Origin of the sequence: Cedecea neteri, from assembly GCF_000758325.1 — a bacterium.
GTDB lineage: Bacteria > Pseudomonadota > Gammaproteobacteria > Enterobacterales > Enterobacteriaceae > Cedecea > Cedecea neteri_B.
This window is the reverse complement of the sequence record NZ_CP009459.1, coordinates 3,971,167-3,985,651: the sequence shown is the minus strand read 5'-3', so window position 1 is coordinate 3,985,651 and position 14,485 is coordinate 3,971,167. Positions and strand designations below refer to the sequence as shown.

At 53.2% G+C, this 14,485-nt stretch carries 10 protein-coding genes and 1 tRNA gene; 5 read left to right on the top strand and 6 right to left on the bottom strand.

Translation table 11 applies throughout. The features are described 5' to 3' along the window. Positions 1–131 precede the first annotated feature (131 nt). From LH86_RS18645 to LH86_RS18630, 4 genes are all read right to left on the bottom strand, one after another. A complete protein-coding gene (locus tag LH86_RS18645) occupies positions 132–3,737 on the bottom strand; it encodes an AAA domain-containing protein (RefSeq protein ID WP_231562706.1) in 3,606 nt (1,201 codons plus the stop codon). A 288-nt stretch (positions 3,738–4,025) separates the two neighbouring features. Then, positions 4,026–4,101: transfer RNA gene (locus tag LH86_RS18640), tRNA-Asn, on the bottom strand. Positions 4,102–4,393: 292 nt separating this feature from the next. Then, entirely contained in the window at positions 4,394–6,175 is a 1,782-nt protein-coding gene (locus tag LH86_RS18635) for an aminopeptidase P family protein (RefSeq protein ID WP_039304476.1), read from the bottom strand. A 21-nt stretch (positions 6,176–6,196) separates the two neighbouring features. Beyond that, entirely contained in the window at positions 6,197–7,651 is a 1,455-nt protein-coding gene (locus tag LH86_RS18630; RefSeq protein WP_039304473.1) for an AMP nucleosidase, read from the bottom strand. Between the two features lie 201 nt (positions 7,652–7,852). On the opposite strand from LH86_RS18630, the gene LH86_RS18625 reads away from it, so the two are divergent. Then, positions 7,853–9,490, top strand: a complete 1,638-nt coding sequence (locus LH86_RS18625; protein ID WP_039304469.1) for a methyl-accepting chemotaxis protein — start codon at positions 7,853–7,855, stop codon at positions 9,488–9,490. Here the strand turns inward: LH86_RS18625 and LH86_RS18620 are convergent. After that, complete coding sequence (locus tag LH86_RS18620) at positions 9,487–10,407, bottom strand: LysR family transcriptional regulator (protein WP_039304466.1); 921 nt, start codon at positions 10,405–10,407, stop codon at positions 9,487–9,489. The genes LH86_RS18625 and LH86_RS18620 overlap by 4 nt on opposite strands. Positions 10,408–10,518: 111 nt before the next feature. Here LH86_RS18620 and LH86_RS18615 point away from each other — a divergent pair, with 111 nt between their 5' ends. The 4 genes from LH86_RS18615 (at position 10,519) to LH86_RS18600 (ending at position 13,404) form a co-directional block, all read left to right on the top strand. Then, positions 10,519–11,526 (top strand): zinc-binding alcohol dehydrogenase family protein, encoded by a 1,008-nt coding sequence (locus tag LH86_RS18615; protein ID WP_039304463.1) that lies wholly within the window; start codon positions 10,519–10,521, stop codon positions 11,524–11,526. Position 11,527: 1 nt separating this feature from the next. After that, on the top strand, positions 11,528–11,833 hold the full coding sequence (locus LH86_RS18610; protein WP_039304460.1) for a putative quinol monooxygenase: 306 nt from the start codon (positions 11,528–11,530) through the stop codon (positions 11,831–11,833). A gap of 61 nt (positions 11,834–11,894) precedes the next feature. Then, positions 11,895–12,548 (top strand): oxygen-insensitive NAD(P)H-dependent nitroreductase NfsB, encoded by a 654-nt coding sequence (locus LH86_RS18605; RefSeq protein ID WP_039304457.1) that lies wholly within the window; start codon positions 11,895–11,897, stop codon positions 12,546–12,548. Between the two features lie 157 nt (positions 12,549–12,705). Beyond that, positions 12,706–13,404: a helix-turn-helix transcriptional regulator gene (locus tag LH86_RS18600; protein ID WP_039304454.1), complete on the top strand. Its 699-nt coding sequence runs from the start codon at positions 12,706–12,708 to the stop codon at positions 13,402–13,404. Positions 13,405–13,413: 9 nt separating this feature from the next. On the opposite strand, the gene LH86_RS18595 is transcribed toward LH86_RS18600, so the two are convergent. After that, positions 13,414–14,049 carry an acyl-homoserine-lactone synthase gene (locus tag LH86_RS18595; RefSeq protein ID WP_039304451.1) on the bottom strand — a complete coding sequence of 212 codons (636 nt, stop codon included), beginning with the start codon at positions 14,047–14,049 and terminating at the stop codon, positions 13,414–13,416. Between the last annotated feature and the right edge of the window lie 436 nt (positions 14,050–14,485).

The following is a 14,485-nucleotide window of genomic DNA, read 5'->3' as shown; positions in this document are numbered from 1 at the left end:
GAGAACTGAGAACTGAGAACTGAGAACTGAGAACTGAGAACTGAGAACTGAGAACTGAGAACTGAGAACTGAATCGTCGCAATGTCGAAGATTCAGTTGACATCAGTTTATCAGCTTTAGTTCTTTGTCAGTTATTCCAGCCGCAACCTCTCCCTAAGCTCCTTCACCAGCGACACATCATCCAGCTCTGCACTAATCTCATGGCGAATCGCATTAGTGAACTGTTCACTGCGCTCGCAGCTATGGTGATAACCATGAGATAGCCAGTTCCAACTCCCGAGAACAATGTAGCGGCCATCGATCATCATTACCTTTTCATGTGTCCCTTCCGTCAACCGGATAATATTCTCTTTTCCTAATTGTTCACGGTACTCGGCAACCAGAGTCTCATCATTATCATCCGCGCGATCCATGCGCTGATGATAGTAGCCGTAATAAACTTTAACCCTGACACCACGCCGCTGCGTGGCTACCAACTGCGCCAGCTCCGGCCTCTGATAATTCTTACCTCCTCGACGGATCCACGGAGCGATGATAACCAGCTCCTGTTCACACTGGCTGGCCAGCGCGCTAAATGCGGCAATATGTTCGCAGTCGCGATAATAACGCTGTAGACGGGGGGTCTGGCTAAGGCTGGCAAAATTCGGATGCTGGCTACCTTGTTCAAGAAGGAAGCTTTCAGCAACGCTATCCGCAAGGACTTTCAGATATCCACCTGCTTGCCGCAATCGATGATGGTTACCTACCACAATAAATTGCTGTTTTGCGCGTGAAACTACAACATTCAGCATGTTTGGTGCATCATTCTGAAAATCAGGCTTATCAAGGGGATGATAAATCACCGGACTGTAGATGATGACCTCAAAGCCTACGCCCTGAAACTGATGCACTGTACCAATGCAGTTTTTCTGCCAGTGATTCATTCGTTGCGCAAGACGTTTAATCAACAATGACTTCTGATTGCTATAGGGAGTGACGATGCCAACATCGGCAGTCAGATCGTAACCAGCTTCTTCCAGCTTATCCAGCAATAGCTCAATAGCATCAACTTCATCCAGATTAGTGTTAACCATATCGCCTTTCTGGCCTTCTACGCTGTAGAACATCAAATGATGTCCGCCTGATTTCTCAAACGCGCTGGCAATACGACTGGAAGGGGGGGGCGTTTCCACGCTGACGCCATGATAGTTCGCCAGTCGGATGAAAAGGTCGGCAATAGGTTGCTGGCACCGGCGATGCTCATCGAGAATGATGCCATTACCCGTATCGTCTACCTTACCGGAAAGCGTCCCAGCAGCACGGTGCCAGCCCGTGACGCTTGCAGGTGAGACACGCTCATACAAGGTATTGTTGCTGGCGAAATGACGCTCACGCAACTGTGTTTGCAGGTTTTCTGACAGGTTTCTGATGGGTTCAATTTGCAGAGGATCACCAACAATCATCGCTTTCTCACTGCGACTCAATAGGGGCACCAGGGATTCAAGCGAAATCATGCCCGCTTCGTCACACAGTGCCAGGTGCCACGGTTTATGCCCCTTGAGGTCATCGAGCTTACGATAACCCGCAACCTTCCACGCGGAAACCAGCGTGGTCGCCATTACCGGATATACAAGAGACAGTGCGCGATAGAAATCATCAAGCTTATCCAGCCAGCGATAATAGCCCGCACTGAGGCGCTTACTCATCAACGCTCGCCAGTGAGTCAGTACCTCTTCCAGCTCAATTTTCCGCTTCAGTTGCTCTTGCCAGAGATAACCGATAGCGGCTTCGAACATTTCCCTGTGTTGCCTGATAAAGCGTTTACGCAAAATGTCGCACCAGTTACCTTCCGGATAAAGCTGTTGAAACTGTGCCGTTAGCTGTTGCGCCTGGATGACCTGACGCCATTGTGCCTGCAATTCTGCTACTTCAGTATTAAGAGCCTGCAGGTCAACTTCCTGTTGAGCTTCGGATTCTGCATGCAGGAGCAGCGCCAGTAGCGCTAAGCTATCTCCCTGCTGTGAAAGCATTTCTCCAGCATCAGCCAGAGCAGCCAGCTGATGATGGGGAAGGGAAGAAAGACTGAATTTGCGAAAGTCCTCCGGTGAAGCCAGGCTCATCTGTTGCAACCTTGCTGGATATTTCCTCTCGAAAAAAAGAGCCAGATAACGCTTTATCCCTTTACGCGGATAGTCGCGATAATGCAGTTCCAGGGCCGGGCGTAGCGGTGAATCCATCCAGCTAAGTATCTGCTCCAGACTATGCTGCTGCGGCCATGTCGCCTGCAACGTTTGGTAAATTCTGCTGGCCTGTAGACGCTGCGGTTTTATCTCTCTAAATTCCTGGAGGCGCTGTTCTAACTGACAGGCTAAGGTATCCAGGTCGTCGGGGTGATGAAGCGAAACATCAATGCCGAGTACCTGTGCATGAACGGCGAGTGGGGGAATTTTTTCCATGAAACGAGTCGGTAGCTCTTTTGCTACTTGGGTGTCCAGACCACAATCCACAACAGATTGAATCGCGACTGCCTTTTCATTCAGATACGCCCGGTAACAAGCGTTCATCTCGTCGCGATGCTTGAGTAAAACAGTTAAAAAATCGTGCTGCTGCTGTTGGTCATAGCTTTCCTGTCGCCAGCGACCAATCAGTTTCTCAAGCCGGGTAAGCTCATGCTGAACCTGTTCATTCGAGCCGCTGTGAAACCATAACCAGTCTAGGTCCTGAGTTGCAGGGTCACTGCGCAGATCGTCAATGATATTCTCCACCGCTTTTATTGCAGTGGACGTGACCAGCATGCCGAAGTTCTGGTCCTTTCCATCAGCAATTGCCAGTGCTCTGGCAACCAGTTGTTGTGCGATGAGTGACTTGAATAGCGTGGTTTTACCCGTACCCGGCGCACCTTGTACGGCAATCAGGCGCTCATCCTGATTAATCGCCTGTATTGCCGCCATCTGCCCATGGCCCAGAGGATATTGCGTTTCAAACAAACCGCCAGTCACCACTTCGTGAATATGCGGGGCCTTCTCGTCACTATGAATATGGCTGAGATACTGCTCCAGCAAGGGGAAATCATCAACCGCGTTATCACAAAGCCAGGTGAAATCTTCCACATCACGCTTGAGGTTGTAATCCTCATTATGCAGCGGAGCCACCAGGGCATTAAACGCAGTTTCCAGCCCCTGATATTTACTGTTTGATTGCTGAGTGACCCATTTCTGAAGAGCCTTAAACGCCTCAAGGAACGTGTCATATTTACACCCCGTGAGCGCGCTAACGATACTCATCATATGACGGTTTTCACCGAGTTCATCCAGCTGAACACCAAACATTTCGCGAAAAGCGAAGGGGAATGCGCTAACAAGTTGTCCATCTTTGACGGGAACTAGCAGGGTGTTTTCGTTCTGTTCAAAAAATGATTTCGGGAGGGGGAAAGAGAACAGCGGAAGGTATTTTACATTGGCCTTACCTCGCTCATTTTCGATACAGCGTAGTACCGGAAATAGCAGGTTAACAGGCTCAATATGGGTAATTTTACCCTTTTCGTCATATTTGACGAAACGCCGGCAGCAATGGTTGTGCATTTCAGGCGTAACACGGAGTACTACTCCGCTCTGGTTTTCTTCACAGTTATTTATACCGAGCATGAGTTGTTGGTACTCATGTACCTTGCTGGCCGGTATTTTACTCTTTTCTGCGCCACTGAATTTTACATAATCATGCCACGCTGAAAGGATATCCTTAGACGAGTTTTGCATCATGTTAAAAGAGCCTTAACCTGAGTATCTCCCTGAAATTAATGGTTAGAGAATAACACAGAGGCAGATATTTTAACCCTACCAATGGGGACATCTTTGTATGGAGACATAATATGAGTTATAGCGGCTAATAATATTTCCAGTTTGTCTGAGAGGAGTTAGCGTTCAAACAACTGGAACACATTCTTATGACGCTGCAAATGAAGAGCCTGCCAGGCGGGAAGCTATCTTGAGCTGGCGGGGGAATAATGAAAAGCAAAAAGCCTGCTTCAAAAGCAGGCTTTTCAAATTTGGCTCCTCTGACTGGACTCGAACCAGTGACATACGGATTAACAGTCCGCCGTTCTACCGACTGAACTACAGAGGAATCGTGTGAACGGGGCGAATACTAACGGGGTGAGTCTGGGTTGTCAAAGGCTGTTTTGGTGAAATGCGTTCAACTGCCGATTAATCCAGCAAATCAATGAAAAAGGCCGCAAAAGCGGCCTTAACAAACAGCTGGCAAAGCCCTGGCGAGGGAGGAAATACCAGACGGCTCATTTAAACAAACAGGAAAATCATTTCATTGATTTTCGGCTGATAACCACACAGAGGGAAAAACCACGCTTTTTCCCCTCTGTGTCAGCACCATTCAAGGCCGCAAAAGCGGCCTTGAATGGTTACTGCTTGCGCAGCTGGCTAACTGGCTGCGTGGCGGCTTCAAGCCACTCCCGAACTTCTTCGTTCACGCGCGGGGAGAGGGTTTCACGCACCTGCCGGTGGTAATCGTCAAGCCAGGCGATGTCCTGTGGACTGAGCAAATCAACGTCGACTGCGGCCAAATCGATAGGGATCAGCGTCAGTGACGAGAACTTGCAGAAGCCCGGCTGGGAGGCAACAACTTCGACCTGGTTTTCGATGCGGATCCCGTGGCTGACCGCCTGGTAATAACCCGGCTCGATGGTAATGATATTGCCCGGCAGCATCGGCCACGGGTTCACCTTCTTCGCCATGCGGTGCGGGTTTTCGTGGATCATCAGCCGGTGGCCGACGCCGTGCCCGGTGCCGTGGTCGTAGTCCAGCCCCAGCTCCCAGAGCGGGCGGCGGGCAAAGGCATCGAGCTGGTGGCCCTGAGTCCCCTGCGGGAACTGCAGCGAGATCAGCGCCAGGAAGCCTTTCAGCACGGCGGTGTAGTGCAGGCGGCGGGTTGAGTCCAGCGGGCCAAAGCTGAGCGTGCGGGTGGCGTCCGTCGTGCCGTTGATATACTGCCCGCCGGAATCATTAAGATAAAACTGCGCGGCGGTAAGGGCGAAATTCGTTTCCGGCGAAGAGTGGTAGTGACACATCGCGGCGTTGCTGCCCGCCGCAGAAATGGTGCTAAAGCTTTGCTCGGCAAAGGTGGAGCCCTGCTGGCGGAAGCTGAGCTGTTTTTCCTGGGCTTCCAGCTCGGTGATCGGGTTGCCTGCGGTTTCGCGGCGCGGCACTTCTCGGGTCAGCCAGGCGAGGAAATTCACCCAGGCCACGCCGTCTTCGATGTGGCTGTCGCGGTAGCCCGCCAGCTCGGTCTCGTTCTTGTTGGCTTTGATTAGCGTGACAGGATCCGGCGCCCACAGCACGCTGCCCCCGCCTTGCTCCACGGCAAAGCGCACTGCAACCGGCGCAGAATCCGCGTCGATGAGTATATGTTTCCCGGTCGCTAGCTGCTGGCAGCGGGCAAGAAATTCCTCTTTCGGGCGGAGCGTGATGCCGCTGAGCCAGGCTTTATCCAGCTTCCGTAGTTTGCCTTCCGCCACAAACCATTCTATGTCGCCCCTGGCGCTCAACAGCGCGAAGGAGTGCGGCACCGGGCTCATTGGAATATCCGAGCCACGCACGTTCAGCAGCCAGGCGATATTGTCCGGCTGCGTCAGCGCCAGATAATCAGCCCCGGCGGTGCTCAGCCCCTGGGCGATCCGCTCACGCTTTGACGCAGCGCTTTCGCCACTGATTTCGTCCGGCATGGCGATGATTTCCCCGCAGGGTGCTGCCGGGCGATCGGGCCAGATAGCATCCAGCGGATCGTCATCCAGCGCCACCAGATCGCAGCCGCTGGTACGCAGGTTTTCGTACTGGCTGTTGACCATCAGCAGCGGTTCGAAGGCAATGCGTTTGCCTGCTGGAAGGTTATCGCGGAGCCAAAGATGAAGCGGCTCGTCGTGCAGATGATGAATCTCAAACTCCTGCAGATTCACCTGATGGCGAGCCTGAACCTGATAGCGCCCGTCCACAAACAGCAGGGCGCGGTCGGCGAGCACTAGCGCCAGCCCGGCGGAACCGGTAAAGCCGCTGATAAACTCAAGTTTATTGTCGTAAGGCGCGCAGTATTCGCTCTGATGGGCGTCGGCGCGCGGCACGATGATCCCATCCAGCTCGTGCTCCCGAAGCAGCGCACGCAGTGCGCCGAGTGATGAAGTGTGTTGCATCCAGCTTCCTTATTCTTTTTATTAACGGAACGGCGGTTCGTTAAAGGTACGCAGCTTGCGCGAGTGCAGCTTTTCACCTTCGGCACGCAGCAAATCAATGGCGCGAATGCCAATTTGCAGGTGCTCGGAAATTGCGCCTTCATAGAAGCGGTTGGCCTGACCAGGTAGCTTGATTTCGCCGTGCAGTGGTTTGTCTGAAACGCACAGCAACGTGCCGTAAGGCACCCGGAAGCGATAACCCTGCGCGGCAATCGTCGCACTTTCCATGTCGATAGCCACCGCGCGGCTGAGGTTAAAGCGCAGCGCAGAAGCTGAGTAGCGAAGCTCCCAGTTGCGGTCATCGGTGGTGACTACCGTGCCGGTGCGCAGGCGCTGTTTAACTTCTTCCCCCGGCATGCCGCTGACCTGTTTGGTGGCGTCATAAAGGGCGCGCTGCACCTCGGCGATACTTGGGATAGGAATGTCCGGCGGCAGCACCGCATCCAGCACGTGATCGTCACGCAGGTAGGCGTGGGCCAGCACGTAGTCGCCAATTTGCTGACTTTCACGCAGGCCGCCGCAGTGGCCAATCATCAGCCAGGCATCCGGGCGCAGCACCGCCAGATGGTCGCAGATGGTTTTGGCGTTGGACGGGCCAACGCCAATGTTAATCAGCGTAATGCCGCTGCCGTTTTTATCGATCAGGTGCCAGGCCGGCATCTGGTGTTTCTTCCACGCCAGGTCGGAAATCGCCTCTTCCGGGGCTTCGGTTTCGGCGGTCAGCCAGGTGCCTCCGGCGCAGGACAGGGCGATATACGGGCTGTCCGGGTCGAGGATCTGCTGGCAGCCCCAGCGGACAAACTCGTCCACATAGCGTGTGTAGTTGGTGAACAACACGAAAGGCTGGAAGTGTTCAACCGGCGTGCCGGTGTAGTGACGCAGGCGCGCCAGCGAGAAGTCTACCCGGCGGGCGTCAAAGTGCGACAGCGGCCAGGCTTCCGTTGGGTGGAACAGGCCGTCGGCGGTTTCATCGCCAATCTGCGACAGCTCAGTGGTCGGAAAATGTCGCGTCAGCCCGGCACTCATCGTGCGGTCGAGGTTCAGGCCGTCAATCACGTATGGGTAAGGGATCTCGTGCTGAGAAGGGCCAACCTCAATGTGCACGCCGTAGTCTTCGCTCAGCAGGCTCAATTGTTCGTGCAGGTAGCTCTTAAACAGTGCGGGACGGGTCACCGTGGTGGTATAGCTGCCGGAGTGGGTAAAGCGGGCGTAGGAGCGGGTATTTTTCGGGCCACGGGGAACGCCGTCCCAGCTCACCCGCAGTTCCGGGTAGACAAACAGCCCATCGGAACGCGCGTCTACGTCCGGCAGCGTGCCATGTTGGGTGTAGAGGGCAATCGCATCACGAAGGGCGGTTACCGAACTTTCATACAGCGCTTCCAGCTTGTCCAGGGCTTCAGCAGGCGTCAGCCCCTGGCATACAACGTTATTATTCATTGATTCTCCTTTACCGGTTCTCGCCGGGTTAGTTTCTCAGTATGTCATGCCGGGAGCAGAACGGAAGTGGAAGACAGAGCGAGATGCGAGCCTCATAAAAAATTCATCACAAATAAATGAATACCCGCGCAAAGATTGCCGATAACCCCTGAGATACCCGAGCTTAATGGGATAACGACAATAATGATGAGGGGAAACAACATGGGAATGTTAAAGAATTTTACCGTACGCCGGGTGCTGCTCACCGTGCTGGGGCTGTTCTGCCTGCTGTGGTCAGCCGTGGGCGTATTTACCGTTTATTCGCTGGCGAAACTGGGGGACGGCAACGCCGTTGACCATCAGCTGGTGTCGCAGATGACGATACTCAGCAAAGGCAACGACCAGTATTTTCGCTTTATTACGCGTCTTTCGCGGGTGATGGAGGCGAAGGCGGCGGGGGAAGCTACCGATTTTAAGCCCGTGCAGGAAGCGCTGGATAACATGAAAAGCGAGCTTGAGCGCCTGAAAAGCGTTTCGCCTGGGCCAATGGATCCGGCCGTTTCCGCCGACGTTATCGAAAAATGGCAGCAGCTTTTAGATAACGGCGTAGCGGTTCAAATGCAGCTTGCGCAGCAGGGGAGCGCGGCGGATTATCGCCAGCAGGCCACTCAGGTCACGCCGCCACTCAGTCGTGCCTTCGGGGCCAGCAGCAGCAAATTTACCGCCGTGGCCGAGGAACGACTGGACCGGACGAGGGTTGCCGTGGATTCGCTGTCTCGCCTGATGAAAGTCACCGTGCTGGTGGCGATTGTGATTGGGCTGCTGATCCTGCTGTTTACCGACCGCTATCTGGTGAACCTGCTGGTGAAACCGCTGGATCGCATTCGGGATCATTTCTCAGTCATTGCGAAAGGCGATCTCAGCCATCCGGTGGAGGACTTTGGGAAAAACTGTGTTGGCAAACTTTTCCCGCTCCTGGCTGAGATGCAGGGCAGCCTGCGCGATGCGGTGAGCGCGATTCGCAGCGGCACGGAGAACATTTATCGTGGCTCGGCGGAAATCTCTTCCGGCAATAACGATCTCTCTTCTCGCACCGAAGAGCAGGCCGCCGCGCTGGAAGAAACCGCCGCCAGCATGGAGCAGCTAACGGCCACGGTTAAATTCAACGCCGAGAATGCCCGTCAGGCCAGCAGCATTGCGGAAAAAGCCTCCCAAACCGCCAGCCGCAGCGGCAAGCTGGTGGGCGATGTGGTGGTCACGATGGAAGGGATCTCCGACAGCTCCCGCAAGATCAGTGAAATCACCAGCGTCATTAACAGCATTGCCTTCCAGACTAATATTCTGGCGCTAAACGCTGCCGTTGAGGCCGCCCGCGCAGGTGAACAGGGCAGAGGTTTTGCGGTAGTAGCGGGGGAGGTGCGTAACCTGGCCAGCCGCAGCGCGGGCGCAGCGAAAGAGATTGAAATGCTGATTGCTGACTCGGTAAACCGGGTGAACAGCGGCGCGGCGCTGGTCAACGAGGCGGGCAACACCATGAAAGAAGTGCTGAAGGCCGTGTCCGACACGACGCAAATCATGAAGCAAATTGCCTCGGCGACGGATGAGCAAAGCAAAGGTATTTCTCAGGTGAGCGTGGCAGTCAGCGAAATGGACAGCGTGACTCAGCAAAACGCCGCGCTGGTGGAGCAGATCTCGGCGGCGGCGGCGGCGCTCGAAGGCCAGACTGAAATGCTGCAAAAAGCGGTGGCGCGTTTCCGTCTTTCCGGGCGCGAAGAACAGGCTGTAGTGGAAACCAAAGCCAAACCTCAGGCAAAAGCTGCCACGACCGCCACGGCAGGAGATGACTGGGTGACGTTTTAATCTTCGATAACGGGCAGGGTGCGCATCGCGTTTTCGCAGCGCGCCTTGACCGCTTCGTGCAACAGCCGCACCGTGGTAGACAGTTGTTTACGGTGCGGGCAAATCAGATTCAGCGGAATGCTGTCCCCTTCATATTGCGGCAGCAGCAGTTTCAAGCGGCCTGCCTGCACATCGTCGCTGACATCCAGCCAGGATTTGTAGGTAATGCCTTCGCCCTTTACCGCCAGCCGGTGAATGACTTCCGCATCATCGCTCATCATCGAGCCTTTCACCGCCACCTGCTGCATTTTGCCGTGCAAACTGAATGACCAACTGTTGTGCACCCTCCCACGAAGCACAAACGTCAGCGCATTGTGTTGGGCCAGATCGGCAAGGGTTTGAGGTTCGCCATAGCGTGCCAGATAGGCTGGAGAAGCGACCAGCACGCGGCGGTTTTCTGGTGCGACGGGCAGGGCGATGTACGACGCATCATCGTTATTGCCGTAGCGAAAAGCCACATCCACCGGATCTTTAAACACATCGGTGATGCGATCGGAAAACAGAAGTTTCAGGCTTAGCGCCGGGTAAGTGCTGCGAAATTGCTGAAAAACATCCAACAGGAGATTGCGCCCAAGATCTGAAGGGACGGCGATTTGCAGCGTGCCGCGTACTTCGTCGCTGGGAGGCTGGATCTGTTCATACCCGACATCCAGCGTCTGCAGCACCTGCTGGGCGTAAGGCAGCCACGTTTCACCTTCGGGCGTCAGGCGCAGGCTCCGCGTTGAGCGGGCGAACAGGCGAATATTGAGGTTTTGCTCCAGGCGCTTAATGGCGGTGCTGACCTGGGCCGGCTGCAGCCCGGCTTCCCTGGCGGTATCGCTAAAACTGTTTAACGCCGCCGCCCTGACAAACAGCGCAAGGTCTTCCAGCCTGAGCATTTTCACTCTCCGAGTATAAGTGTTGTTTCCTGACGCCGGTTTTTCACCTGCCGCGCTCCTTGTACCATGATTTTACTCAATTGATGAACCCATTACCTTATTGGAGCTGCTATGAAAGCTATTGCTATTACCCGCGCCGCAAAAGACGGCAGCAATATTGATGCGCTGCAGGACATCACGCTGCCGAAGCCCGTTGCTCAGGGGCACGACATTCTGGTGGCGGTGAACGCCATTTCCGTCAACCCCGTTGATACCAAAGTTCGCAGTGGCTTTAGCGGCGATGCGCCTCGCGTGCTGGGCTGGGATGCCGTAGGGACCGTTGTGGAAGTAGGTGAAGCCGTCACGCTGTTCAAGCCCGGCGATGCCGTGTGGTATGCCGGGTCGCTGACCCGCCCAGGCAGCAACAGCGAGTTTCAGCTGGTGGACGAGCGCATTGCGGCACTCAAACCTCAGTCCGTGGAAAATGCCGCGGCAGCCGCATTACCTCTGACGGCAATTACCGCGTGGGAAATGCTTTTCGATCGCCTGGGCATTCAGGAAAACGGCAGCGAAGATGCCGTACTGCTGATTGTGGGCGCGGCCGGTGGCGTGGGCTCAATCCTGACCCAGCTCGCCCGCAGACTGACAAAAGCCACGGTAATTGGCACGGCTTCTCGCCCGGAAAGCCAAAAGTGGGTGAGTGAACTCGGTGCCCACCACGTCATCGACCACAGCCAACCGCTGACGGAAGAATTACAGCGCATTGGCGTGAAACACGTCACTCACGTGGCCAGCCTGACCAATACCGAACAACATTATGCCCAATTGATTGAAGCGCTCATCCCGCAGGGGAAATTTGCGCTGATTGATGACCCGGTAGCGCTGGACGTTCGCGCGCTGAAGGCCAAAAGTATTTCGCTGCACTGGGAGTTTATGTTTACCCGTTCAATGTTTGTCACCAGCGACATTATTGAGCAGCATAACCTGCTGACGCGCGTGGCCACGCTTATCGACCAGGGAGTGTTAAGAACTACGCTCGGCGAACACTATGGCACAATTAGCGCGGGCAACCTTCGCCGCGCCCATGCGCTGCTGGAAACCGGACGTGCGGTAGGCAAAATTGTGCTGGAGGGGTTCTGATATGGCAACGGCAGAAACCCTGACGATTATTGCCATGCTGAAGGCGAAAGCCGGCCAGCAGGATAACCTCAAAGCCGCGCTGAAAGCGCTGGTCGCGCCGAGCCGCCTTGAACCTGGCTGCCTTGACTACACGCTGTTTCAGCTTCAACAAGAGCCGGATACCTTTTACGTTCGTGAGTCGTGGCGCGGGCAGCAGGCGCTCGACCTGCACAATTCTCTGCCTCACTTCCATGCATTTGTGAAACAGATGGATGCGCTGCTGGCGGAACCGCTGAAGCTGGTACCGCTGGACGAAGTTGTCGTTTAATGATTACGCACGGCGGCCAGGCCGGCCGCTGTAAAATAAAAAGACTCATTCAGGAATAATAATGAACATTGTTGATGCTGCCTCCCGCCGTTATGCCACGAAAGCTTTTGATGCGACTAAAAAAATTGCCGACGAAGATGTGGAAAAAATCAAAAATCTGCTGCGCCTGAGCCCGTCGAGCACAAATTCACAGCCGTGGCATTTCTTGCTGGTAAGCAGTGATGAAGGCAAGGCGCGTATTGCGAAAGCGACCACCGGGCCTTACGCGGCGAACGAACCCAAAGTGCTGAATGCTTCACATGTCGTGGTGTTCTGCGCCAAAACGGTTTATGACGATGCGCACCTGCAAACATTGCTGCAAAAAGAGCAGGCAGATGGGCGTTTCGCCACTGAACAGGCCAAAGAAGGGCAGCATAAAGGCCGCTCTTTCTATGCCAATAAACACCGTTTCGATCTGAAAGACGCGCAGCACTGGATGGAGAAGCAGGTTTATCTCAACCTCGGCACGCTGCTGCTGGGCGTTTCCACTCTGAACATTGATGCCGTGCCGATTGAAGGCTTTGACGCCGCCGCGCTGGACGAGGGGTTTGGCCTGCGTGAGAAAGGCCTGACCAGCGTGGTGATGGTGGCGCTGGGCTACCGCAGCGTGGAGGACTTTAACGCTGGACTGCCAAAGTCGCGCCTCGATTTCAGCCAGATCCTGACCGAAATCTAAGGCGTGATAATAACTTGATTTAACTGTTATTGGCTGAGGCAGGAATGGATATTAGGCCATTCCTGCGTTTATTCATCAAATCGGTGGCATTGAGGTGTGGCAAGCGAAGGGAAATGATCTATACTTTGCTCTCTTAATTCTACGGACGGCGATCGTTGTGAAGGACACGTATTATAATGACAGCAAAGTAAATTCATTAATTCAGCAGGAACTTGATGAATTTATTCTGGATTACAAACATACGACCTACGCGTATGCTGTGATGAATAAGAAAGACCCTTCCCAAATGCGTATTATTAATAACAATCCGCAATGGTTTAACATTTATCTCGAGAATAAATATCAATTTATTGACCCAGTGATTGTCCGGTCTCTCAGCAGCCTGGAGGATTTTTCATGGGACAGCGGGATGATGGTCTCTTCCGGGTATACGCTGAAGCGTATTTTTGACGAAGGTTCGCAGCACAATATTGTGCAAGGGCATACTTATCCTCTCCACGACTACGTGAACAATCTTGCGGTGCTTTCGCTGATCAGCCATCAGCCTTCAGATGTTAACCTCACTGAAAAACGTGAGGCGGTGATCGCCTTCTTTATCAGGCTGCACCAAAAGATGCTGAATTTATACAGCGACATTCGACAGAAAAAGAATGTTTTCTTATCACCGCGTGAGCAACAAATTTTGCAATGGGTCTATACCGGAAAAACCTATGCGGAGATTGCGACTATCTTGTCCATTACCGAGCGCACGGTGAAATTCCATATGGGCAATGCCATGAAAAAGCTTGGCGTTAACAATGCGCGTCACGCGGTTAAACTAAGTATCGAACTCAGGCTTTTAGATCTGGGTGCCTGACCGACGAAACTACAGGTTATTGAGCTGGGTGAGCGTTTCACGCAGCCATTCGCTGTTTTTATCTTTATTAATAATGTCTTCTATAACCTGTTGATTAGCAGGCATGTAAATATAATAAACCGCTTCGTCCTTTTCTGAGAGTCCCTTCTGCAACACGTCAACTTTCCAGTTGGCCTGACGGAAAATGGCGTACATCCCCCGACTTGTCACCGCGTGCATACCGGGATAGCCGTTTTTCATGCAATACATAATCATCGCCAAAAATAATGCTTTACTGGCGGGCAGGGTGCGTAAATTACCTTCGTCACGACGATCTTTGTCGAGGAATAATCGGGTGATTTCACAGCATGGAATATCTTTTGGTAAACTAATGTTATTAAAATATTGATGAAATATTTCATCTGTCATTGTCGGATGTTTGGCATCAATAAAGCGTGCGCCGCAAAATAATTTACCTTCTAACATGCCCATTAAATAAGTTGTATTTGCGTTATCGAATTGATCTCTTTCCTGGTTATCTTCACATTCCACTTTCCATTCTAGCCGTTCGTGAAATGTTTTTTTGCGTAACGCATACAATTCCCGGGCGAGACCGGGGTGTAAATCATTATGATTACTTATAAAAAATTCAATTGCAGAACACATCGCGTATCCCTGTATGTGGAGGTCCCCTGTACTTAAAGACAGCTTTTTTTTGCCTAAGGCCTTCTCTACACTTAAAAAAATCCTGACCGGCCGCGCCAACACGCAAGCGGGTCAGGCGGTCAAAGACCTGAGCAACACCAAGGGAAATGTTCACAGATTATTATCTAGTACACCGATTTCCCGATGCACAAGATTGTAAGCACTTGTAATTTTACATTACAAAAAATAAAAATAAAGAAAATTAAGCCCCTGCACTTGCGGGGGCTTTTCTTTTATATCTCTGAAGAATCCTGCTCGTTCAATGCAGTTCCCTGCAATATACCGCAATTCTCCGCGAAAATTTCCTAACATAACGGTCTGCATTGGGGGAAAATATTTTATAACACGGCGGGGCAGGGTTGCGTGAAAAGCGTACGGTATAACTGAATAGTAGCCG